Below are 22,878 nucleotides of genomic sequence, written 5' to 3'. Positions count from 1 at the left end.
GTGCCGGGCGGGTGGTGGAGTGCCGCCCGCCCGGCATGGATCGTGGTGAATCGATCCGGCTTACTTGCTTGCCGTCGGGACAGGGGTGGCGGTCTGCTCGGCCTTGGGCAGGTACTGCTCCGGCATCGGCGAGCCCGGGAACCACTTTTGGTAGAGCTTCTTCCAGGTGCCGTCTTCCATGGCTGCGGCCAGGCCCTTGTTCAGCGCTTCCTTGAAGGCGGGCTTGTCCTTGGCGATGGCGAAACCCGCGGGGGCGTCGAAGGAGGGGATGTCAGCTGCACTGACCAGGCCGTACTGCTCCTGGTAGGCTTTGGCGGCCTCGTAGTCGAGGAAGTGCGCGTCCACCGAGCCGCTGTTGACGGCCGAGACAGCGGTGTTGTTGTCCGGAAACCGCACCAGGTTGGCGGAGGTGAAGTTCTTCACCGCGTAGGCTTCCTGCAGCGTTCCCTGGACTACGCCCAGGCGCTTGCCGTTGAGGCCGTCGACGTCCTTGATGCCGGAGGTCTTGGTGGTGATGACGGTCAGGTAGCCGGCGAGGTAGCCGCTGGAGAAGTCGACGGTTTCCTTGCGCTTGTCCGTGATGCCGATGGCTGCCACGCCAACGTCGAACTGGCCGTTGGCCACGGCGGAAAGCAGCCCGGAGAAGTCCTGGCCGGTGAAGACCACTTTGTCTACGCCGGCCCGGTGGGCCACGTCCTTGAACAGTTCGACGTCGAAGCCGGTGAAGTTACCCTGCGCATCGGTGAAGGTGTACGGCTTCGAGTCACCCAGGCTGGCCACCCGGATGGTGCCCGGTTCAATCAGCCCGTACGGGTTCTCGGCCGGACTCGAGGTCGCGGAGGAGGACCCGCCACAGCCCGAGAGAGCCAGGATGGCCGCCAGGGCGGCCGCAGCCACCGCGGCAGGGCGGAAGTTCAGTTTGATCACAGCGTTGTCCAATCGTGGGAGGGAAAGCGGTGCTGTCAGGGGCCGCCGAAGGATTTGGTCGATGAAGCTCTTGCTGAGTCCGGTCTCAGTCCCTACGATTGAGACCGGACTCACATCGATTGCTAGAAATGTAGCGGAACTCACACGCCGCGTCAACAGCCCCTCTGAAAGGTGAACATGAGCAGTGACGGAGCAAGACGGCGGGACGTAACAGTTGCCGACGTCGCAAAAGCTGCCCAGGTCTCCAAAGCCCAGGCGGCCCGTGCGCTGGGCAACTACGGTGCCGTCAGCGACGACGTCCGCGAGCGGGTTCTTGCCGCCGCGGAAGAGCTGGAGTACCGGCCCAACGAGCTGGCACGCAGCATGAATACCGGGAAATCGCACACCATCGGCGTAGTGGTGGGCGACATCGAGAACCCGCATTTCGGCCTGGCCACCAGGGGGATCACGGACACCGCGAAGAAGAGCGGGTACAACGTCATCCTGGTCAACACGGACGAGAACACCGCGGCAGAAGTCGACGCTGTCCGCGTGCTGCTCGACAAGCGGGTGGACGGCCTGATCGTCGCGCCGGCCTCGTCGGTGGAGACGCAGCACCTGCGGCGGGTCCACGAATCAGGCCGCCCGCTGGTGCTCCTGGACCGCTCTGCCGATGGCCTCGCGCTGGAGACGGTCGCCGTCGACATGGCCGCCATATCGTATGAATCAACGCGCTACCTTCTGGATGCCGGGCACCGAAGGATCGCCTTCATCTCGACGCTGCGCACCGACGCTGAGTACTCCGAGGAGACTCGGCTGGATTCATCGCAAATCTCGGACCGCCTGGCGGGGATGCGGCGGGCCTATGCTGACGCGGGGCGCGAGTTCCCGGGGGACCTCGTGCGGCTCAACGCCGGCGATGCCGGTTCCATCCGGAACCTCACGCGTGAGGTGCTGCTCGGCGGAGACCCGGCCACCGCCGTCGTGGCTTCAGACGGACTGATTGCCCTCAGCGTGGTGGAAGCCATCCAGGAGATGGGGCTCCGAATCCCGGATGACGTGTCGTTCCTGATGTACGACGACTTCGCCTGGACCCGCCTGACCACGCCACCCCTGACGGTGGTGGCGCAGCCTGTCTACGAGATGGGGGCCGCGGCGGCGAGCGCCCTGATCAGGCAGATCGAGGGCCGCCCGCCTCTGGCCCCGGCGCCGGAGTTCAACGCCACGCTGGTCCGCCGGGGCTCGGTAGGCGCGGTGCCGGACTCAGAGCCGGCTCACTCGGCGGCGTCGTCGTCCTTCTCCCCTTCCTTGAGGACCAGTGCCGTGCCCTGATAGGCGCCCAGCTCCAGGAAGAAGCTGTGCAGGTCGTCGACCTGCCCCACGGCCTCGCCGCTGAAGAGGTCGTGGACGCTGCTGCCGGGAACCAGGTGGGTCGATTGGATGCTGCCCGCGATGTCCTGGCCGGAGAAGTTGAGCACCGTGGCCTGAAGGTTCCCGTCCCCCAGCCGGTTGACCAGGACCAGCAGGCCGCGGTGGGAAACCTCCGGCACGTCCAGCAGGGTGCTGGTGGCAATGCCGCTCTGTTCCCGGACGGCAAGGATTTTCTGCAGCCGCCGGGCGAACGAAGCCGGGTCCTTGAGCTGGTCGGGCAAGGGGCCGTACAGGCTGCGGGCACGCGGCATGCCGGCGGAGGAGGCCGTCGCGTCGGGGCTGGTGCCCATGATGTCGTGTGCGCCGCGGTTGATCCAGCGGGTGTCTCCCTGCGCGGTGAGCTCCCCTACCTTCTGGCGGTCAAGGGTGACTATGCCGGTGAGGTCCCAGCCGGACAGGGCAAAGACGCCGGGCTGCAGGGCGTTGTACATGGACAGCAGGACATGGACGTCCAGGATCTGGGCCCGCTGTTCCTCCGTGAGGTTTTCCGGGTCCTGGATGCCCAGGGCGGCCATGATGACGCTCGCCGTCGTGCAGGCGATGCCGTTGGTGGTGAACAACGCGTTGTACGGAGCGTTCGGGCCCGTCAGCCGGTCCCGCAGGGTTTGCTGGACGTGCTCTGCCAGTTCGGCGCCGGTGAGCTCCTGGCCGTTGAGTTCGAAGACGTCGTCCCGGTGGCCGGCGGCGAAATGGACCAGCTCATAGGTCAGTTCATCGTGGTTCTGCAGGGCATGGACCAGTGACGCCTGGTCCACGCCGATGTCCATGGCGAGCCGCAGGGTCAGGCGCAGGAACTCCGTATCGGCGGTCACGAGCGCGTAGTGGTAGGCCGGCCTGGTGACGAAGTCGTAAGAAAGGTCGGGACCCGCCTCCGAGGTGGCCTTGATGTCGTCGATGGTCAGGTTGAGTTCCTGAAAGGAGAACCCGCCCACCTTGCGGATCATGGACCCGATCAGCTGGTTGGCAGCTTCGGACAGCGGGTGCCCCTCCGACCAGCCAGGCTGCTCCTCGGCGCTCTTCTCCACGCCCAGGAACCCGTTCGCGTCCAGCCGCAGCGCCCCCGTGCCCAGGTCGAGCAGCGAGTGCAGCGCATCCCCGACCACCAGGCGCATGCCCGCAAACGTTGGGTCCAGCCAGTTGATGGACGGCTGCCCGGCCTTGAAGTAGTGAAGGTAGACCCAGCGCCGGGTTTTCCCGGCCGTGTCCACGATCGCCCGGGTGGCGCTCCAGTTTGTCTCCTTGACCCCCGGCTCGTAGAAGATCACGCGTTGCAGCCGGCCGATGATGTACCCGGCCTTCTGCAGTGCCTGCTCCGCGTCGGGGCTGATGTTGACCGAGTCTTCGCCTTCGGGAACGTCCGGCAGCAGGTGCCAGTCCTCTTCCGGGATATCGATCATGTGATAGATGCCGGGGTAGTCCCGGAAGTTCATCTCGGCCAGGCGGAAGTCGGCTCCCTTGCCGGTGTGGCCGGGAACGATGTCATCGATCACCGTGCCTTCGTGGCTGGCCGCGACCTCGCACATTTTGCGGAATTCGTCCTCGGTGCCGAACACCGGGTCGATTGCCATGCTGATGCGGTCGAAGTGCCCGTCCACACTCGGCGTCTGGGACCAGCCGCTGATGCCGCCGGCGAGCTTGACCGGGCCGGTGTGCAGGCCCCTGATCCCGATCTCGCGGAAAGCATCCCACAACTCAGGATCTCCCAAAGCCGAGAGGAAGGACTGACCCGGCCGGGTGATGAAGGACAGCGGGTAGGCGGTAAACCAGACGGGTGCGCGTTCCACGGCCGCCCGCGGGTTGGGATGGGCATACGAGTTCTGCCACATGCTGGCCTGCCCTGAGAGCTGCCGCGCCATGACGTTCGCGTCCCCCAGCATCGCCTGGTTCCGCAGCCACTCGACGTAGGCCGCGTTGCGCCCGTCAAACTCCAGCGATGGGCGGTCGGCAAAGAACTGGCGACGGCGGGCGATCGGCCTCAGCGCCTTGGGACGGGCGGGATAGAACTGCTCGTCGTAGGTGATGTCGGCTGCCTCAGTGACTTCGGGCGCTTCGCCTGCTTCGGCCGATTCTGGCGCTTCGGCTACTGAGTCAGCCTTAACCGCTTCGTCGGCTGGGACCGCTCCTGCCTCGGGTCCGAATCCGTTGCTCTCGCCGTCAAACTCATCGGCTGCTGAAACGCTGTTGTTGAAGCTTGCTTCCCGCACAGAGTTCTCCTTTATCGGTGGTTCCGGCGTGGCACCTCCCCCGGGGGTGTTTCTTCAAGTCCTTCCGTACCCCGGCGTCGGGAGAGTATTCACGCTTGTCCGCTTCGCCCACCCTATGCCGACGACGACGGGAATCACGATTGTTTTACGGGTGCGGTTCTTATGTGCTGAGGTTCCAGTGGGCCCGGATTGCCTCTGCAATCGGACTAACGGTGACGTCCACCCGGAAAGCAACGGGCGCGGTTCCTGTCTCTTCGATTACCGAGTCACGGTACACGCGGCCGCATGAGGGACAGAGCGTGTAAAGATCCTCATCGGCGGGCCATTGCGCCAGCTCCGCGGGGATGGAGGCGTTCGCGCCGGCGTAAACGGGCACGCCCTGTGAGTTGGCCTGGATCAATCCGTCCCTGCTGACGGTGTTGCCGCACACGCAGGTGATGGTGGTGACGTCATGACCGGTCACGTCGGCGGTTTCAGTGTCCACGATGAGCTCCCCGGTGCTGGAAGCGACCTTCTGGTATTAGCTTATGCCTGCCGGAAACGTTTGTGTCGCTGCACAGAAAAGCCCCGGACCCAAAGGTCCGGGGCTGCACAAGGTTGCGTTATCGCTCGATGCTGACGGTGAGATCCAGGTGGATGTCCGTGTCGGCGGCAAGGCGGGTCTGGAGGTAGCGGGCAAGACTCGCGTCGGTGGCAGTATGAGCGCTTTGCGGGATCGCACCGCGGAGGAGAGCCTTGGTGTTGGTGGACTTGACCACGTCCAACGGCGCCCAACCACGGTGGGTGGAAGTAAGGCGTTCCAAGTCGGTGCCGAAGGAGCGGCTGTGGTCGTCGCGGACCGTGGCGCACATGGTGAATGGGATGAAGGCAGGCAAAAATGTCCTTTCGCGGGGCAGCCGGTTGTCGGCGCCCGCTTAGAACAAGGTCCCTTCGGCCGTTGGTATTCCGCTGAAGCAGGTTAAGAGTCCGACGTCACGGCAGGGGGAACCTGGCCGCGCGGTGGCGAGCTAGGTCCTGCAGTGCCGGGGACGGCGGTCGTTGCCGGCTTTCCGGAACACCGTCAGCCCGTCCTTCTGGTGGACCATGGCGCGGCCCTTGCCGTCCTCCTGGAGGATCCAGAAAACGCTGCCGTCCAGGGCCACCATGTCAACGCGGCCGGCTGCCACCTTCCGGCGGTTGCGGCACACGGTCACCTCGTCGGCACGCGAAAGCTTGCACCAGTTGGGGACGGGCTCGAGCGGGTTGAGGCGGGCGGGCTCGCCTGCGGCGACGGTCCGCTGCCGCAGACGGTGCAGGCGGGGAGTGGGTGCGATCAGAGTGGACATGGGGCTTTCCTTTTGAAGAGTGCGGGATATGGCTGAGGCGGGCCGGGATCCCGTACGGGTGCCGGCCCGCCTCTTACCAAACGGTGCTTCGGGTACTAAAACTGGCCGCCGTCGGCCTTGACGGCCAATACGGGACGGTCAGACTGCATAAGGATGCGCTGGGCGTGGCTGCCAAGGATGAACTTGCCCACCTGCGTGCGGTGCCGCAGCCCGATGACAATCAGGGAGGCGTTTTCCTCGCGGGCGACGTCGAGGAACTCATCCGCCAGGTCGTGCTGGTAGGGAGGCTGGATCACCCTTGCGGTCACGCCGGCCTCTGCCGCCTGCTTGGAGGCCTTGGCCAGCACGTCGTCGGGTGCCACCGATTTGTCCACCAGGGCGCCTTCACGGGCGGAGTTGACGATGACCAGGTCCTGGTTGCGGAGGCGGGCCTCCGCAATGCCAGCCGCGAGGGCCGCCTCCCCCGCCGGCGTGGGAACAAATCCAACGATGATGCTCATACCTTCTCCTTGATTTCTGTGGCGGCGGTTCCCGCGGGGACGATGGCCTTGCGCTTGGCCAGCGCGGAGCGGATGCCCGGCAGCGCGGCCACGAGGACGAACACAATGAGGAGCGTGGCGGAGATGGGCCGGCCGAAGAAGCCCAGCGGGTCACCGCCGAACACCAGCAGGGCGCGGCGCAGCGAGCTCTCGAGCAGGGAGCCGAGCACGAAGGCCAGCACCAGCGGGCCGGGCTCGAAGCCGAATTTCTTCATCAGGTAGCCCACGATGCCGAAGACCACCACGAGCGTGACGTCGAACATGCTGTTGTTGATCGTGTACGCGCCGAGCAGGGTGATCAGCGCCGTGATGGGCGCCAGGATGGCGGCGCGGACGCGGAGGATCTTCACGAAGATCCCCACCAGCGGCAGGCTCATGATCAGCAGCAGGATGTTGCCGATGTACATGGAGTTCACCACGCCCCAGAACAGTCCAGGGTCCTGTTCCACGAGCTGCGGGCCAGGAGTGACGCCCTGGATCAGCAGCGCGCCGAACATCAGTGCCATGGTGGCGTTGGCCGGAATGCCGAGGGTGAGCAGCGGGATGAAGGAGGACGTCGCCGCGGCGTTGTTGGCGGTTTCCGGCCCGGCCACGCCTTCCGGCGCACCCTTGCCGAAGCGCTCGGGCTGCTTGGCCCGCTTCTTCTCCATGGCATAGGAGGCCATCGAGGCGATGGTGGCGCCGCCACCGGGCAGGATGCCCAGGAAGAAGCCGAGGACCGAGCCGCGCCCGATGGCACCGGACGCCTGCTTGAGGTCACGCCGGGAGGGCCTGACGTTTGCGACGGCGGAGGGCGCCTTGGCGGCGCGGTGGCGCTCCTCGAGGTTGTACATGATCTCGCCGAGGCCGAAGATGCCCATGGCGATCGGCACGAAGTCGATGCCGTCGGCCAGCTCCAAACTGCCGAAGGTGAAGCGGTTTTCGCCGGTGAAGATGTCCCGGCCAACGGTTGCCAGCAGCAGGCCGAGGGCGGCCGCGATGAGTGCCTTGGTCTTGGAGCCGCTGCTGATGGTGGCCACCAGCAGGATGCCGAGCAGCGCCAAGGCGGTGTACTCGGCGGGACCGAAGTCCAGGGCGAAGCTCGCCACGATCGGAGCCAGGAACGTCAGTCCGATGATCGATGCGGTACCTCCGATAAAAGAACCGATCGATGCCAGGCCCAGTGCCGTGCCGGCCCGTCCTTGCTTGGCCATCTGGTAACCGTCGAAGACGGTGACCACCGAGGACGCCTCGCCGGGCAGGCGCAGGAGCACAGAGGTGATGGTGCCGCCGTACTGGGCACCGTAGAAGATGCCGGCCAGCATGATGATGGCGGTGACGGGCTCAACGTTGTAGGTGAGCGGAAGCAGGATGGCGATGGTTGCCGCGGGCCCCAGACCGGGCAATACACCGATCAGCATGCCGATGACGACGCCAATCAGGCAGTACAGGAGGTTCATTGGCTCCAGGACGACTGCAAATCCGTTGATCACGGGATTCAGAAAATCCACGGTGGTCTCCTAGAAGAGGTGGGGGATGGAAGTGTTGAGCGCCATCACGAAGATGCCGTAGAAAGCTGCCACGACGACGGCGCTGACCAGGAGCGTGGAGCGCCAGGTTTCACCGCCGAGGAAGCGCATCCAGATGATGCACAGCACCAGGGCCGGCAGCTCGAAACCGGCGATTGGCATGAGGGCCACCATGGCGGCAAGCGTGACCAGCCCGGTCAGCGGGGCCGCGGACATGCGGGTGAACTTCTCCGCGTCCCGGTTGTGACGGCCCATGATCAGCTGGAACAGCCCGAGGGCCACCATGACGCAGCTGATCATGAACGGCCAAAGGCCGGGCTGCGGGGCGGACGGCGTGCCCAGGCCCATGGCGATGGACAGGACCACGGCTCCGATGCCGACGCCGATGACCACGAGCGAGGATCCGACATTGGCAAGCGCGCCGGCGGCCGGAGGCTTTTCTTCCTCCCACTGGGCTGCCAGCTGTTCTGGAGTGAGGTCATCCACCTCGGTACCGGAAAGATCGCTACCGGGAAGGTCATTGGTGCCGTTCCCGGCGGAGGAAACAGCGTTGGAGCTGTTCCCTCCGCCGGATACCGGGAATGCTGCCTGCACTGGAATCACTTGTTCCCGGCGAGGCTGATGTCGTACTTCTCCACCAGGGCCTTGTACTTGGCTGCGTAGTCCTTCCACTGGGTGACAACTTCTTCACCCGAGATTTCCTTCGGAGTCAGCATGTTCTTCTTGTTGAACTCCTTGTAGGAATCCGACTTCAGGGTTTCCTGGATGGCGGCAACGAGCTTGTCCTTGACTTCCTTCGGGGTTCCCTTGGGGGCGGCGACGGCGCGGTACTGCGCAACCGGAACGTCGTAGCCGGATTCCTTGGCGGTGGGCGTGTCCGGCAGGAAGGAGTTGCGCTCTTCCGAGAAGACGAGCAGCGGGGATACCTTGCCGGCCTCAATCTGCGGCATGGCCTCGCCGAGCTGGATGGTTGCCAGTTCCACCTGGTTGCCCAGGACAGCAGTCAGGGCGGGCTTGCCACTGTCGAACGGCACGTCGGTGCCCTTCACGTTGGCCTGCTTGAAGAGAACGGTCTGGGCGAGCTGGCTGCCGGTGCCGACGCCGGTGGTGCCGTACGTGATGTTGCGGCCGGCCGAGGTCACGTCCTTGATGGACTTGAAACCGGACTTCTCGCTGGCAACCAGCACGTAGTCGTCCTGGGACAGGCCCGAGATGATGTCGAAGTCATCGATGTTGACGGCCTCGTCCGCGGTCACGGCCAGCGGGGTGATCGTGATCAGGGAAGCGGTGAGCAGCAGCAGGTTCTGGCCGTCGGCCGGCTTACCCGCCACCTCCTTGCTGGCGAGTGCGCCGTTGGCGCCGGGCTTGTTCACCACGGGCATCGGGGCGCCGAGGGTCTTTGCCGCTCCTTCGGAGACGGCGCGAGCGATGAGGTCGGTGCTGCCGCCGGGCGCCTGGCCCACGGTCAGGGTGACCGGGCCATTCGGGTACTTCGATGAATCGGCGGTGCCGCCGGAAACGTTGCCGCACGCGGTCATGGCCAGCAGGGTGATGGCCGACGCCGCTCCGAGAACGGCGCGGCGGGTGGGGAAGTGCATCATTGAAACTCCTCGTTTGCACTGCGGGCTGCCTCAGCCCGCAGGTCTGTGTGAACCGCGTCACTGCCGGTTCGCTAGGTCGAGTGTAGGGAGGCGTTATGATGCATGTCTAAGCCCAAATATGCATCAAGTAATACCGGGAGGGCATCATGTTTACCTTCGACCAGCTGACCGGCTTCATCGCCGTCGCCGAGGAACTGCACTTCGGCCGGGCCGCCGAACGCCTCAACATGACCCAGCCGCCGCTCAGCCGCCAGATCCAGAAGCTGGAGAAGACCGTGGGTGCCGAACTGCTCGAACGGGATAACCGCCGGGTTGAGCTGACCGCAGCCGGACGCGCCTTCCTTGACGAGGCCCGCAGGCTCATGGCGCTGGCCAGCAGGGCTCCCGTGACGGCGCGGCGTATTGCCTCCGGCCGGCAGGGCCATCTCCGCATCGGTTTCACGGCCGCGAGCGGCTTCAGCATTCTGGGCCCGCTGCTGGAAGAAATCGGTGCAATCGTGCCCGACGTGGACATCGACCTGCAGGAGCTGGTCACGGGCGAGCAGATCCAAGGCCTGCTCACCGGAGAACTGGATCTCGGCCTAGCGCGGCCACCCTTCGATACTGCAGTTTTCGACTCCCACCTGCTGTACCGCGAGTCGATGGTGCTGGCGGTACCGGCATCACACTCCCTCGCGGACCTCAACCGGGACATCCGGAACGAGGACCTCAAGGACGAGCCGCTCATTATGCACTCCCCCACACAGGCCAGGTACTTCTACGACCTCGTGGTCCGCCTGCACGACATCCGGCACGAGAACGTGGTGCACACCGTCAGCCAGATCCTCACCATGGTCTCGCTCGTGGCGGCCAAGCGCGGGGTGGCCTTCGTGCCGCACTCGGCAACAGCCCTTGGAATCCGCGGGGTGTCGTTCCTGCGGCTGGCCAGCGGGGAAGAGGAGCCCGTGGAGTTGCATGCCATCTGGAACCGGGATGCCAAGAACCCTGCGTTGGTTCGCCTGCTGCGCGACCTGGAATTTGCCGCCAACTAAACTCGTCCGGTCGCGGCCCGCTCCATGCACGGAGGGTATCAATGGATACAAAAATGCACTTAGACAGGCATAGCGGCAGTCCCTAGGCTGAAAAGGAAGCACACCGCCTCCGCCGCCCCCGGCACCGACTCCAAGGACAATCCCGTGGCTAAACTTTCACCCCAGGAACTCGCCAACACCCTCAAGGACGGGCTGCTGTCCTTCCCCGTGACCTCCTTCGATGCAGAGCTGCAGTTCGACGAGGAAAACTACCGCAAGCACCTGGCCTGGCAGGCCAGCTACCCCGTTGCCGGCCTCTTCGCCGCCGGCGGCACGGGTGAGGGCTTCTCCCTCACCCCCGCGGAGTCGGCCCGCGTGGTCCGTGCCGCCGTCGAAGAAGTCGGCAGCACCGTTCCCGTCCTGGCCTCTGCCGGCGGATCCACCGCCCAGGCCATCGAGAACGCCAAGGCTGCCGAGGCCGCCGGTGCCGAGGGAATCCTGCTCCTGCCGCCGTACCTGACCGAAGCCGACCAGGGCGGCCTGATCGAGCACGTCAGCGCGGTCTGCAGCTCAACGTCCCTCGGCGTCATCATTTACAACCGCGCCAACGCCATCTACAAGGACACCACCGTGGCCACCCTGGCCGACCGCCACGAAAACCTGATCGGCTTCAAGGACGGCGTGGGCGACCTCGAGCACGACGCCCGCGTCTATGCCAAGCTCGGCGACCGTCTGTTTTACCTGGGTGGCCTTCCCACGGCAGAGACCTTCGCACTGCCGCTCCTGCAGCTGGGCATGAGCACCTACTCCAGCGCCATGTACAACTTCGTCCCGCAGTTCGCGCTCGACTTCTACCAGGACGTTCGCAACCAGGACCGCGTGGCCGTCAACCAGAAGCTCAACGACTTCGTTATCCCGTACCTGGACATCCGCGACCGCGTGAAGGGCTACGCCGTCTCCATCGTCAAGGGCGGTCTCGACGCGATCGGCCGCTCGGCCGGCGGCGTCCGTCCCCCGCTGCAGAACCTTGCGCCGCAGGACCTGGCCGACCTCAAGGCACTCATCGCCAAGGTCTCCTAACCGCTGGCCCACACCTTAACCCAGGAGGAACAAACTGTGACCCTCACCGGACACTCTCTGATCGCCGGACAAACCGTTGCAGGCGAAGGCAAGACCACCTTCGCCTTCAACCCGGCCAGCAACGAACAGCTCGAGCCCGCCTACACCCTGCTCACCGAGGAGCAGCTCAAGGCCGCCACTGCCGCGGCCGCCGAGGCCTTCGCCTCGTTCAGCACGCTTGACCCCGAAACCCACGCCGCGTTCCTGGACGCCATTGCGGACAACATCGAAGCCATTGGCGACGAACTGATTGTCCGCGCGGGCCAAGAGACGGGCTTGCCCGCAGCCCGCCTCACGGGTGAACGCGCCCGCACCACCGGCCAGCTGCGGCTCTTCGCGAACGTGGTCCGCCAGGGCGACTTCCGCGGCGTTCGCATCGATCCGGCGATCCCCGACCGCACGCCTTTGCCGCGCGCCGACATCCGCCAGCGCCAGATCCCGCTCGGTCCTGTCGCCGTCTTCGGTGCCAGCAACTTTCCGCTGGCCTTCTCGACGGCGGGTGGAGACACCGCTTCTGCCCTCGCCGCCGGCTGCCCCGTCGTTTTCAAGGCCCACAACGCCCACCCGGGCACCAGCGAACTCGTAGGCCAGGCAATCGCCAAGGCCGTTGCTGACCTCGGCCTGCACCCGGGCGTTTTCTCCCTCATCTACGGCCCGGGCAGCAGCATCGGCCAGGCCCTCGTGGCGGACCCGGCCATCAAGGCCGTGGGCTTCACCGGCTCGCAGAGCGCCGGCATCGCCCTGATGCGCGCCGCCGCCGCCCGCCCGGAACCCATCCCCGTGTACGCGGAGATGTCCTCGCTCAACCCGGTCTTCGTCTTCCCCGGCGCCCTGAACGGCTCCGCCGAGCAGATTGACGCCCTGGCACAGCAGTACGTCACCGCCGTCACCGGCAGCTCCGGCCAGCTCTGCACCTCCCCCGGCCTGCTGTTCGCCCCCGCCGATGAGGCGGGCGACAAACTGGCTGCCGCCGTCGGCCGCGCTGTTTCCGCCTGCGCCGGCCAGACCATGCTCACCGCCGGCATCGCCGGCTCCTGGACCTCCGGGACCGAGGCACTTGGCGCCGCCGAGAACGTGACCGTCGTCGGCACCGGAACCCCCGGCCCCACCGAAAACGCACCCGCACCCGCCATCTACGGCACCGAAATCCGCGACTTCATCAGCAACGAGGTGCTGCACGCGGAAATCTTCGGCGCGGCCAGCCTGGTCATCCGCTACTCCTCCGCCGAGGAACTGGTGGAGGCCACCCACCGGATCGAGGGGCAGCTCACCGCTTCCCTGCAGCTCACCGAAGAGGACTACCCGACGGCGGCACAGCTGATCCCGGCGCTGGAACAGAAGGTGGGGCGCATCATCGTGAACGGCTGGCCCACCGGCGTCGAGGTTGGGCACGCCATGGTCCACGGCGGACCTTTCCCCGCCACCTCTGACACGCGCACCACCTCCGTGGGTACGCTGGCCATCAACCGGTTCATCCGGCCGGTCGCCTACCAGAACATGCCCCAGGAACTGCTGCCCGCACCGCTCCAGGACGCCAACCCGTGGCAGCTGAACCGCCGGATCGACGGCGTCGTGGTCCCCGCCGCTGACGCCGCTCGGACAGAGAAAGAGGAGGTCAACGCATGACCGCCCAGCCGACAATCGCCCGCGTGGAGGTAGTCCCGGTTGCGGGCTACGACAGCATGCTGATGAACCTCAGCGGCGCCCACGGGCCGTTCTTCACCCGGAACGTGGTCATCGTGACCGACTCCGACGGCCGGACCGGCCTCGGCGAGGTCCCGGGCGGCGAGAAGATCCGCACCACCATCGAGGAAGCCGGGGCGCTGATTGCCGGCAGGCCGGTGGCCCGCTACCGTTCGCTGCTGCGCGAGATCGCCGCGGAGTTCGCAGACCGCGACGCCGGCGGCCGCGGCCTGCAGACCTTCGACCTGCGCACCACCGTCCACGCCGTCACCGCCGTCGAGTCCGCACTGCTGGACCTGCATGGCCAGTTCCTTGGCGTTCCGGTGGCAGAACTGCTGGGCGACGGCCAGCAGCGCACCTCCGTGCCGATGCTGGGCTACCTGTTCTTCGTTGGTGACCACAAGCGGACGGATCTGCCGTACCTCGTGGAGGACGCGCCGTCGGACCGCTGGGAGGAACTGCGCCGCCAGGAGGCAATGACCCCCGAGGCCGTCGTTGCCCTGGCCGAAGCAGCGCAGGAGCGCTACGGCTTCAGCGACTTCAAGCTCAAGGGCGGCGTGCTGTCCGGCGACGACGAAGTGGACGTGGTCACCGCACTGGCCAAGCGCTTCCCCGATGCCCGCGTCACGCTTGACCCGAACGGCGGCTGGCTGCTCGAGGAAGCCATCCGGCTGGGCAAGCGGATGCAGGGCGTCGTGGCCTACGCCGAGGACCCCTGCGGCGCCGAAGGCCGCTTCTCCGGACGCGAGGTCATGGCCGAGTTCCGCCGTGCCACCGGCCTGAAGACGGCCACCAACATGATCGCCACGGACTGGCGCGAAATGGCGCACGCCATCCGCAGCAACGCCGTGGACATCCCGCTGGCCGACCCGCACTTCTGGACCATGCACGGTTCTGTCCGCGTGGCGCAGCTGTGCAACGAGTTCGGGCTGACCTGGGGCTCCCACTCGAACAACCACTTCGACATCTCGCTGGCCATGTTCACGCATACCGGCGCGGCGGCCCCCGGCGAGATCACCGCGCTGGACACGCACTGGATCTGGCAGGACGGGCAGGGCCTCACCAAGAACCCCCTGCAGATCAAGGGCGGTGCCATCGAGGTTCCTGCTGCGCCCGGACTGGGCATCGAGCTGGACCGCGAGGCGCTGGACAAGGCGCACCAGCTGTACCTGCAGCACGGCCTGGATGCCCGCGACGACAGCATCGGCATGCAGTACTACATCGACGGCTGGTCCTTCGACCCGAAGCGCCCCTGCCTGGTCAGGTAGGTTATTAGACTTCCGCACGGCCGCCCTTCCTCCGCAAACGGGGAGACGGCCGTGCGGGGTGCACATGAACAGAAGGGTCAAGAGTGGGCGGCGTTGTCTCCGGAATACTCATCGTTTCGGCAGTCATCGCCGTCGGTTACCTCGCTGCCAGGTTCCGCATTCTGGGGCCGGAAGTCCAGGGCGCACTGACCCGCACTGCCTTCTACATCACCAACCCCGCCCTGCTTTACACCGTGGTAGCCGGTTCGGACATCCGGGCGGCCCTCGGCACCGATGCCCCGCTGGCGCTGCTTTCTGCAGCGGCAGTGGGGCTTCTTTACTGGCTGCTCAGCTTCCTGTTCTTCCGGCGCCCTGCTGCGGAGACCGCCGTCGGCGCGATGGCCAGCAGCTACGCCAACGCCAACAACATCGGCATTCCGGTCTCGCTGTACGCTGTCGGCACCGCCCAGCACGTGGCGCCGGTGCTGCTGGTTCAGCTCCTGGTTCTGGCCCCGTTCTACCTCACGCTGCTGGGGATCTTCGGCGGGGCCCGGATTTCGTGGAAGAAGGTGCTCCTCCAGCCACTGTCCAACCCCATGATCATCGCCTCGGCACTCGGCGTCGTCGTGGCACTGACAGGCTGGCAGGAACCCGACTTGCTGCAGAAACCCATCGACATGCTGGCAGGCGGCGCGGTTCCCATGGTGCTTCTCGCCTTTGGCCTGTCACTTGCCGGGAGGGCACCGCTGCAGAAAGACGACGGCCGGACCGAGACTCTCGTGGCAACCTTTCTGAAGATCGCCGGCATGCCTGCGATTGTCTGGCTGCTGGGACGTTATGTCTTTGGCCTGGAGGGGCAGCATCTGCTGGCCAGTGTGATCATGGGGACGCTGCCCACCGCGCAGAACGTCTTCCTCTTCGCCTCCCCCTACGGCCGGGGCATGACCGTGGCCCGCGACGTGATTCTCTGCACCACCATCCTGTGCGTGGGGGCGCTGCTGGTGGTTGCCTGGGCTGCGGGGTAGGGAGCGGCGGATTCTTATTTGCCCCCATCCAACGTCACACAACGCGACGGCATCCGGATCCGGACCAGCTGCGTCCTACCCTTGACTGGTGACTTTGACTAAGATCCGCACCGCCGCCGCGAGCTCCCTCGCCGCCGCAGGTCTCCTGTTTACTCTCGCCGCCTGCTCCGCGCCGGCCGCCACCCAGCCGTCCACCTCAGCACCCGCTTCCACGGCAGCGGCTTCGTCCAGCGCCGCGGCCGGGCCCTGCGCCGGCGTGAAGGTCGTCGTCGCTTCGGGCGCCCTGAAGCAGGCCGCTGCTGATACTTCTGTTTGCGTGCCTGTAGACGCGCCGACTCTCGCGTCCAAGGTGCTCGACGAGGCCAAGGTGAAGACCGAGGGCACTGACCAATATCCCAAGGAACTGGTGTGCCGTGTGAACGGTGTGCCGGCCGCAGACTTCGACATCACCCACAAGGGCGGCACGTACCGGGAAGAATGCAAGAAGATGCCGGCCGCCTTTGCCTACTGGTCGCTGTGGGTTAAGCCGGCCTCCGGCGCCTGGGCATACGCGCAGGAAGGCCTCGCCACCCTGAAGGTCAGCCCGGGACAGAGCCTGGAACTGCTCTACACGGTCGACGGCGCGCCGGCCACACCCGCCGCGTGACCTTTCGACCCGCGCCGTTACGCGCAGCGGCGGCTCTCGCCGTCGTCTTCATCGCGGCGCGGGTCATCTACCGCATCCTTTTCAACGGGGCGGGCACCGATGGCCCGGTTCTGCTCGACATTCCGCCGGTGCCGCTGCCTGCCCCGTACGCCCATGTGGTCCTCCTCGGTCCGGTCACAGCATCCGGCCTGTGGGAGGCGGTCCTGTCCGCCCTGCCTATTGCCGGGATGATCCTTGGTTTCGGCGTGCTCAACGCCTGGGTGGATGTGGCCCGCGGCTTCGTGCACCTGGCCCGTGGCGGCCCCATGCAGGGCATCGCCCGGATGCTTGTGGTGGCCTGGGCGGCGCTCCCGGCGCTCTCCGACGCCGTGAAGTCCGTGCGCCTCGCTTTTCGGTTGCGGGGCGAACGCTTCGGGCCCCGCGCCCTGGTCCCCGTGCTCGAGCGCACCCTCGAGCACGCAAGCCGGGTTGCCGCTGCCCTGGAGCTGCGCGGCTTCGGGAGCCGGGCAGCACAGCAACCCGTCCGCGGCATCGAAGCACCGGTTCTCGTCCGGGGCGCACGATTCCGTATCGGTAACGCGCAGGTGCACGTTGCCGATTTTGCGCCGCCGAGCGGTTCAATCACGGCCATTACCGGGCCCACCGGCTCCGGCAAGTCCACGATCCTTCGGGGCTTCGCGGGCCTCCTCTCACACATTGACGGCGGGGAAATTTCCGGGACGGTATGCGTGGCCGGAACGGACCGTGCCACCGCACCGCCGCGCGATACCGCCCGCCTCGTCGGCGTCGTCCTGCAGAATCCCCGCGCCGCATTCGCCACCACCCGGGTCCGGGACGAAATCGCCCTCGCACTTGACCTTCGCGGCGTGGCATCCGGCACCGCCAAAGCCCGCGTGCTGGAGGTAGCGGAGCGCATCGGAGTGTCGGCCCTGCTGGACCGGAATGTCAGCACGCTCTCGGCGGGTGAGGCAGCGCTCGTAGCCATCGCGGCCGCGGTGGTGGAGCACCCGGCCCTCCTCCTGGTTGACGAGCCCCTGGCCGACCTCGACACCGCAGCACGCACCCGCGTCATTGCGGTGCTCAACGCCCTCGCCCGCGACGGCGTCTGCGTTATCGTGGCGGAGCACCGGGCGGAACCGCTCGTGCCCGTCGCCGACTCGTGGTGGGCCATCGACGACGGCGCCCTGGTGCCGGGCGTGGCGCCCGTACCTTCGCACCCGGCGAGGGAACGTCCGACGCCGGCGCAGCCGGTCGTCCAGCAACTGCAGCACGCGCCCGTGCTGACTGCGACGAACCTCGCGGTGCACCGCGAGGGCAAGCCGGTCGTGCGCAGCGCATCCCTGACCCTGCACCGCGGTGAAGTGGTCGCCTTGGTGGGACCGAACGGCGCCGGGAAGTCGTCCCTGCTTGTGTCACTCGCGCTCGGTAAAGGCAGGCCCGATGGAAAAACGGCCGACGGCGGGCGGGTCGCCCTTGTGCCGGACGCCTCCGATGACCTCTTTACCAGGGACACCGTCGCCGCAGAGCTCCGCGCGGCCGACAGGCGCCAGGCGCGCGCTTTGCGTCGCTCCGGCAGTGACCGCATTCGTCCAAGGTCTGCGGAGTCTCACCTTGCCCGGTTGCGGGGAGACGTTCGAATCCCCATTGGGCACGAGCATCCCCGGGACCTCTCCGCAGGCGAACGCCGTATCCTCGCCATCGCGCTGCAGACCATGGACAGCCCGGAGGTACTCCTGATCGATGAGCCCACCCGCGGACTCGATCCTGCGGCACGCACAGCAGTCTCGGCGGCGCTGCGGGCCGCAGCGGATGAGGGCGCGGCGGTCCTGATCGCCACCCACGACCACGATTTTGCGCACCGCCTCGGCGCCCGGATCCTCCCGATGCGTGACGGCGTCGCCCCCGCAACCCTGACAGAAGCAACGTCTGCAGAAGCCGTCCCGATCGGCGCCACCCCGGCCGGTCCGGCCACACCACAGCGCATCACAGCACCAGGCATCACAGCACCAGCGTTCATCGACCGGCGAACAGACATTCCAGCTACGGAGAAAGCCCGCCGCTTCCGCATGCCACGGACTGCGGAGCTCATCGTCCTCGCGGCTGCAAACCTTCTGGCTCTCGGTGCATTCTGCTGGCCATTGCTCGCTGCGGCACTCCCCGAGGATGCCGCAGCGGCCGTCCCCTACGCGGCCCTGGCCATTGCCCCCCTGGCCGTCGTGGCCATCGTGGTGTCCCTCGACGGCTCGGTCCGCTCCGCACACACGGTGGCATTGCTCGGCGTCCTGGCAGCCGTCGGATCGGCGGTGCGGGTGGCCAGCACCGGCGTCGGGGGTGTGGAGGCAGTCTTTATCCTGCTGATCCTGGCCGGCCGGGCCTTCGGCGCCCGTTTCGGCATGCTCCTCGGCGCCGCCACCATCGCCGTCTCAAGCGCCTTGTGGAGCGGTATCGGCCCGTGGTCACCATTCCAGATTTTCGCCTGTGCGTGGGTGGGCGCCGGGGCAGGCCTGCTCCCCCGGCGGGTGCGCGGGGGGGCCGAACTCTGGATGCTTTGCGGCTACGGCGTCCTGGCGTCCTACGTGTTCGGCCTGCTGACCAATCTGTGGTTCTGGCCCTTCGCGGTGGGCGCCGGCACCGGCATCTCCTACCAGCCCGGCGCGCCGCTGGCCACCAACCTCAGCAGCTTCCTGCTCTACTCGCTTTTGACCTCGACGGCGGGCTGGGACACCCTTCGCGCCGTCACCACGATCATCGGAATCACCGTGGTGGGGCGGGCAATCCTGGCCGCACTGCGGCGGGTAAAGCCGGTCTCCGGCCCGGGTGGAAGCCCGGGCGGGCTACCTGCCCGGGCTCAATCTGTACAGGACAGGGACGGGCGTCAGCTCACACCTTGAAGTACTTCGCCTCCGGGTGGTGGAACACGAAGGCGTCGGTGGACTGTTCGGGGTGCAGCATCAGCTCGTCGCTCAGGACCACGCCCATCCGCTCGGGGTGCAGCAGCTCCACCACCTTGCGGCGGTCCTCCATGTCCGGGCATGCGGGGTATCCGAGCGAGAACCGCGCACCACGGTAGTCGAGCTTGAACAGCCCGGCCTTGTCCTTCGGCTCCTCGGCCGCAAAGCCCAACTCCGAGCGGATGCGCGCATGCCAGAACTCCGCGAGCGCCTCCGTGAGCTGCATGACCAGGCCGTTGAGCTCGTAGTAGTCCCGGTAGTGATCGCCGGCGAAAAGTTTGGCAGTCACCTCATCGACGTTGCCGCCTGCGGTGACCAGCTGCACCGGCAGCACGTCGATCTGACCCGCTTCGCGCGAGCGGACGAAGTCGGCGAGGCACAGGTGCCGGTCGCGGCGCTGGCGCGGGAAGTCAAACCGCAGCCGCTCGGTGCCGATCGGACCGCCTGACCCGCCGTCCGGGGCGAGGAGCCCCGGGGTGCCGAGGACGCCGTCGGGATCCGTACCGTGGTGCAGCACCACCACCTGCTCGCCCTCGGAAACCACCGGGAAATAGCCGTAGGCGACGGACGCGTCGAGCATGCCCTCGCCGAGGATGCGGTCCATCCAGTACCGCAGGCGCGGCCGGCCCTCGCGTTCCACCAGCTCCTCATAGGAGGCGCCGTCCTCGCCGCGGCCGGGCTTGAGCCCCCACTGTCCCATGAACGTGGCGCGCTCATCGAGGAACGCCGCGAAGTCGTGGAGGGCCACACCGCGCACGATGCGCGTACCCCAGAACGGCGGCGAAGGCACGGTGTTGTCGGAGGCCACGTCGGAACGCCCGGGCATGGCCTCAGGCTCGGTCAACGTGACCTTCGCACCCGTTCGATGGAGGCGCTTCTTCAAAGCGGGGAGGCCGACGGCGTCCGGCGCCTCGCCCCGGGCAACGCGCACCAGCGGCTCCATCAGCGAAAGGCCTTCGAAGGCATCCTTCGCGTAACGCACCTCGCCGTCGAACTGGCCCGCCAGGTCCTGCTCGACGTAGGCACGGGTCAGGGCAGCTCCACCGAGGATCACCGGCCACTTCTTCCCGAGGCCACGGGACTGCAGCTCGGCCAGGTTCTCTTTCATCACCACGGTGGACTTCACCAGCAGCCCGGACATGCCGATGACGTCGGCATTGTGCTCCTCGGCCGCAGCGATGATGTCGGCGATCGGCTGCTTGATGCCAAGGTTGATCACCTTGTAGCCGTTGTTGGTGAGGATGATGTCCACCAGGTTCTTGCCGATGTCGTGCACGTCGCCGCGCACGGTGGCGATCACCATGGTGCCCTTGCCGGACGCGTCCGATTTCTCCATGTGCGGCTCGAGCAGCGCGACCGCGTTCTTCATTACTTCGGCGGACTGCAGCACGAACGGCAGCTGCATCTCGCCGGCCCCGAAGCGTTCGCCCACCACCTTCATGCCTTCAAGCAGCTGGTCGTTGATGATGCCAAGCGGGGTCATGCCTTCGCTGCGTGCGAGGTCGAGGTCCTCCTCGAGGCCCTTGCCCTCGCCGTCGATGATGCGCCGCTGCAGGCGTTCGCCGGTGGGCAGCGCAGCAAGTTCCGCTGCGCGCTGGTCGCGCAGCGCCGCGGTGTCGACGCCGGCGAACATGTCCAGCATGCTGGCCAGGGGGTCGTACGTGACATTGCCGTCGGCGTCGTATTCGCGGCGGTCCCAGACGAGGTCCAGTGCCACCTTGCGCTGCTCCTCCGGCAGTGAAGCAAGCGGCACGATCTTGGCGGCGTCGATGATGCCGCTGGACAGGCCCGCCTCCACGGCTTCGTGCAGGAACACCGAGTTCAGGACGATGCGCGCTGCGGGGTTCAGGCCGAAAGATACATTCGAGACGCCGAGGGTGGTGTGGACGCCGGGGTACTTCGTGGTGATCTGGCGGATGGCCTCGATCGTTTCGATGCCGTCCCGGCGGGTCTCCTCCTGGCCGGTGGCGATGGGGAAGGTCAGGGCGTCGACGATGATGTCTTCGACGCGCATCCCCCATTCACCCACCAGGGCGTCGATGAGGCGCGAGGCGATCGCCACCTTGCCCTCGGTGGTGCGTGCCTGGCCGTGCTCGTCGATGGTCAGGGCGATCACGGCGGTGCCGTGTTCCTTCACGAGCGGCATGATGCGTGCGAAACGGCTGTCCGGGCCGTCGCCGTCCTCATAGTTGACGGAGTTGATGACCGGACGCCCGCCGATGTGTTCGAGCCCGGCCTGCAGCACGGGCGGTTCGGTGGAGTCGATCACCAGCGGGAGCGTGGAGGCCGAAGCGAAACGTGAGACGACCTCCTTGATGTCCGCGACGCCGTCGCGCCCCACGTAGTCAATGCACACGTCGAGCAGGTGTGCACCGACGCGGATCTGCTCGCGGGCAATATCGACGCAGTCATCCCAGCGCTCCTCAAGCATCGCCTGGCGGAACGCCTTCGAACCGTTGGCGTTGGTGCGCTCACCGATGGCGAGGTACGACGATTCCTGGTCGAAGTTCACATGCTGGTAGAGGGAGGCGATGCCCGCTTCCCGTTCGGTGGGAACGCGGCCGGCTGTTTTGCTCCCGCTGGCGGCGCTGGTACCAGCGTTGGTGCCCGGGGCTGCCGTGCGGAAGGGCGCAAGACGTTCGACGACGGCGGCCATGTGCTCCGGCGTCGTACCGCAACATCCGCCCACCAGGCCCAGACCGAACTCCCGTACGAACTGCTCGTGCGAGGTGGCGAGTTCGGAAGGCGACAGTGGATAGTGCGCGCCGTCTGCGGTAAGCACGGGCAGGCCTGCGTTGGGCATGCAGGCGATCGCCACGGAGGACTGCTTGGACAGGTGGCGCAGGTGCTCGCTCATCTCGTCCGGCCCGGTGGCGCAGTTCAGGCCGATGGCGTCGACGCCGAGGGGTTCGAGCGCGGTGAGGGCCGCGCCGATTTCGGATCCCATCAGCATGGTTCCGGTGGTCTCGACGGTCACCTCGACGAAAATCGGGAGGCGGATGCCGCGGGCCACGATGGCCTGCTTGCAGCCGTTGACCGCAGCCTTGGTCTGCAGGAGGTCCTGGCTCGTCTCGATGAGGAAGGCGTCCGCCCCGCCGTCGATGAGGCCTTGGGCCTGCAGCGCGAACGTCTGCTTGAGGTAGTCATAGCTGGTGTGTCCCAGGCTGGGCAGCTTCGTGCCCGGACCCATCGAACCCAGGACCCAGCGCATGCGTCCGTCCGTTTTTTCTGCCGCTTCGGCACGCTCGCGGGCGATCTCTGCGCCCTTCCGCGCGAGCTCCTCGATCCGGTCGTCGATGCCGTAGTCGGAGAGATTTGACCAGTTCGCACCGAAGGTGTTGGTTTCGACCGCGTCGATGCCTGTGGCGAAGTAGGCGTCGTGGATGTCCCCGATGACATCAGGGCGCGTGTCGTTGAGGATCTCGTTGCAGCCCTCGAGGTTCTGGAAGTCGGCCTCGAGCGACAGTTCGCGGTCCTGCAGCATGGTGCCCATCGCCCCGTCGGCAATGACGACCCGTTGGTTCACTGCATCGAGAAGCTCCTGCGAACGGTCGGGGCGGGGGACGGAGTCGATATCAAGCGCAAAACGAGGCATATAAACAGACTACGGCCGGGGCCTGTAACAGTGCGCCGTATTTCCATGTGCTACGCCCTGGGGGGCGCACCGAAGTCAGGCTCGCCGC

At 66.7% G+C, this 22,878-nt stretch carries 18 protein-coding genes; 8 read left to right on the top strand and 10 right to left on the bottom strand.

All coding sequences use genetic code 11. The features are described from left to right. Nucleotides 1-60: 60 nt before the first annotated feature. On the bottom strand, nucleotides 61-927 hold the full coding sequence (locus DBZ45_RS14665; RefSeq protein ID WP_111904623.1) for an ABC transporter substrate-binding protein: 867 nt from the start codon (nucleotides 925-927) through the stop codon (nucleotides 61-63). 177 nt (nucleotides 928-1,104) lie between these two features. On the opposite strand from DBZ45_RS14665, the gene DBZ45_RS14660 reads away from it, so the two are divergent. Then, on the top strand, nucleotides 1,105-2,238 hold the full coding sequence (locus DBZ45_RS14660) for a LacI family DNA-binding transcriptional regulator (protein ID WP_111904622.1): 1,134 nt from the start codon (nucleotides 1,105-1,107) through the stop codon (nucleotides 2,236-2,238). Here the strand turns inward: DBZ45_RS14660 and treS are convergent. From treS to DBZ45_RS14620, 8 genes are all read right to left on the bottom strand, one after another. Continuing rightward, on the bottom strand, nucleotides 2,181-4,541 hold the full coding sequence (gene treS / locus DBZ45_RS14655; RefSeq protein WP_111904621.1) for a maltose alpha-D-glucosyltransferase: 2,361 nt from the start codon (nucleotides 4,539-4,541) through the stop codon (nucleotides 2,181-2,183). The two genes, DBZ45_RS14660 and treS, sit on opposite strands and share 58 nt — an antisense overlap. Nucleotides 4,542-4,701: 160 nt before the next feature. Beyond that, nucleotides 4,702-5,025, bottom strand: a complete 324-nt coding sequence (locus tag DBZ45_RS14650; protein ID WP_111904620.1) for a hypothetical protein — start codon at nucleotides 5,023-5,025, stop codon at nucleotides 4,702-4,704. A gap of 118 nt (nucleotides 5,026-5,143) precedes the next feature. Beyond that, nucleotides 5,144-5,416, bottom strand: coding sequence for a hypothetical protein (locus DBZ45_RS14645; protein ID WP_111904619.1), 273 nt, complete (start codon nucleotides 5,414-5,416; stop codon nucleotides 5,144-5,146). A gap of 132 nt (nucleotides 5,417-5,548) precedes the next feature. Beyond that, nucleotides 5,549-5,866: a hypothetical protein gene (locus tag DBZ45_RS14640; RefSeq protein WP_111904618.1), complete on the bottom strand. Its 318-nt coding sequence runs from the start codon at nucleotides 5,864-5,866 to the stop codon at nucleotides 5,549-5,551. Between the two features lie 95 nt (nucleotides 5,867-5,961). Next, nucleotides 5,962-6,366, bottom strand: coding sequence for a universal stress protein (locus tag DBZ45_RS14635; RefSeq protein WP_111904617.1), 405 nt, complete (start codon nucleotides 6,364-6,366; stop codon nucleotides 5,962-5,964). After that, nucleotides 6,363-7,895 carry a tripartite tricarboxylate transporter permease gene (locus tag DBZ45_RS14630; protein WP_111904616.1) on the bottom strand — a complete coding sequence of 511 codons (1,533 nt, stop codon included), beginning with the start codon at nucleotides 7,893-7,895 and terminating at the stop codon, nucleotides 6,363-6,365. The genes DBZ45_RS14635 and DBZ45_RS14630 overlap by 4 nt, the downstream gene beginning before the upstream one ends. Before the next feature lie 9 nt (nucleotides 7,896-7,904). After that, nucleotides 7,905-8,507, bottom strand: a complete 603-nt coding sequence (locus DBZ45_RS14625; RefSeq protein ID WP_111904655.1) for a tripartite tricarboxylate transporter TctB family protein — start codon at nucleotides 8,505-8,507, stop codon at nucleotides 7,905-7,907. A gap of 5 nt (nucleotides 8,508-8,512) precedes the next feature. Next, nucleotides 8,513-9,514: a Bug family tripartite tricarboxylate transporter substrate binding protein gene (locus DBZ45_RS14620; protein ID WP_111904615.1), complete on the bottom strand. Its 1,002-nt coding sequence runs from the start codon at nucleotides 9,512-9,514 to the stop codon at nucleotides 8,513-8,515. Between the two features lie 146 nt (nucleotides 9,515-9,660). Here DBZ45_RS14620 and DBZ45_RS14615 point away from each other — a divergent pair, with 146 nt between their 5' ends. The 7 genes from DBZ45_RS14615 (at nucleotide 9,661) to DBZ45_RS14585 (ending at nucleotide 19,135) form a co-directional block, all read left to right on the top strand. Next, nucleotides 9,661-10,545: a LysR family transcriptional regulator gene (locus DBZ45_RS14615; protein ID WP_111904614.1), complete on the top strand. Its 885-nt coding sequence runs from the start codon at nucleotides 9,661-9,663 to the stop codon at nucleotides 10,543-10,545. A 144-nt stretch (nucleotides 10,546-10,689) separates the two neighbouring features. Continuing rightward, nucleotides 10,690-11,604, top strand: coding sequence for a 5-dehydro-4-deoxyglucarate dehydratase (gene kdgD, locus DBZ45_RS14610; RefSeq protein ID WP_111904613.1), 915 nt, complete (start codon nucleotides 10,690-10,692; stop codon nucleotides 11,602-11,604). 36 nt (nucleotides 11,605-11,640) lie between these two features. Continuing rightward, nucleotides 11,641-13,269: an aldehyde dehydrogenase (NADP(+)) gene (locus DBZ45_RS14605; RefSeq protein ID WP_111904612.1), complete on the top strand. Its 1,629-nt coding sequence runs from the start codon at nucleotides 11,641-11,643 to the stop codon at nucleotides 13,267-13,269. Next, nucleotides 13,266-14,594, top strand: coding sequence for an enolase C-terminal domain-like protein (locus tag DBZ45_RS14600; RefSeq protein WP_111904611.1), 1,329 nt, complete (start codon nucleotides 13,266-13,268; stop codon nucleotides 14,592-14,594). Before DBZ45_RS14605 ends, DBZ45_RS14600 begins: the two co-directional genes overlap by 4 nt. A gap of 83 nt (nucleotides 14,595-14,677) precedes the next feature. Beyond that, nucleotides 14,678-15,598, top strand: coding sequence for an AEC family transporter (locus tag DBZ45_RS14595; protein WP_111904610.1), 921 nt, complete (start codon nucleotides 14,678-14,680; stop codon nucleotides 15,596-15,598). Nucleotides 15,599-15,686: 88 nt separating this feature from the next. Next, a complete protein-coding gene (locus tag DBZ45_RS14590) occupies nucleotides 15,687-16,244 on the top strand; it encodes a hypothetical protein (RefSeq protein ID WP_111904609.1) in 558 nt (185 codons plus the stop codon). Next, nucleotides 16,241-19,135: an ATP-binding cassette domain-containing protein gene (locus tag DBZ45_RS14585; RefSeq protein ID WP_111904608.1), complete on the top strand. Its 2,895-nt coding sequence runs from the start codon at nucleotides 16,241-16,243 to the stop codon at nucleotides 19,133-19,135. The genes DBZ45_RS14590 and DBZ45_RS14585 overlap by 4 nt, the downstream gene beginning before the upstream one ends. Here DBZ45_RS14585 and metH read toward each other — a convergent pair. After that, nucleotides 19,125-22,790 (bottom strand): methionine synthase, encoded by a 3,666-nt coding sequence (gene metH, locus DBZ45_RS14580; protein ID WP_111904607.1) that lies wholly within the window; start codon nucleotides 22,788-22,790, stop codon nucleotides 19,125-19,127. The genes DBZ45_RS14585 and metH overlap by 11 nt on opposite strands. Nucleotides 22,791-22,878: the final 88 nt, after the last annotated feature.

The organism is Arthrobacter globiformis, assembly GCF_003261175.1.
In the GTDB taxonomy this organism is placed as follows: Bacteria; Actinomycetota; Actinomycetes; order Actinomycetales; family Micrococcaceae; genus Arthrobacter; species Arthrobacter globiformis_A.
The sequence above is the reverse complement of the archived record's forward strand: the minus strand, read 5'-3'. Positions and strand labels throughout refer to the sequence as shown.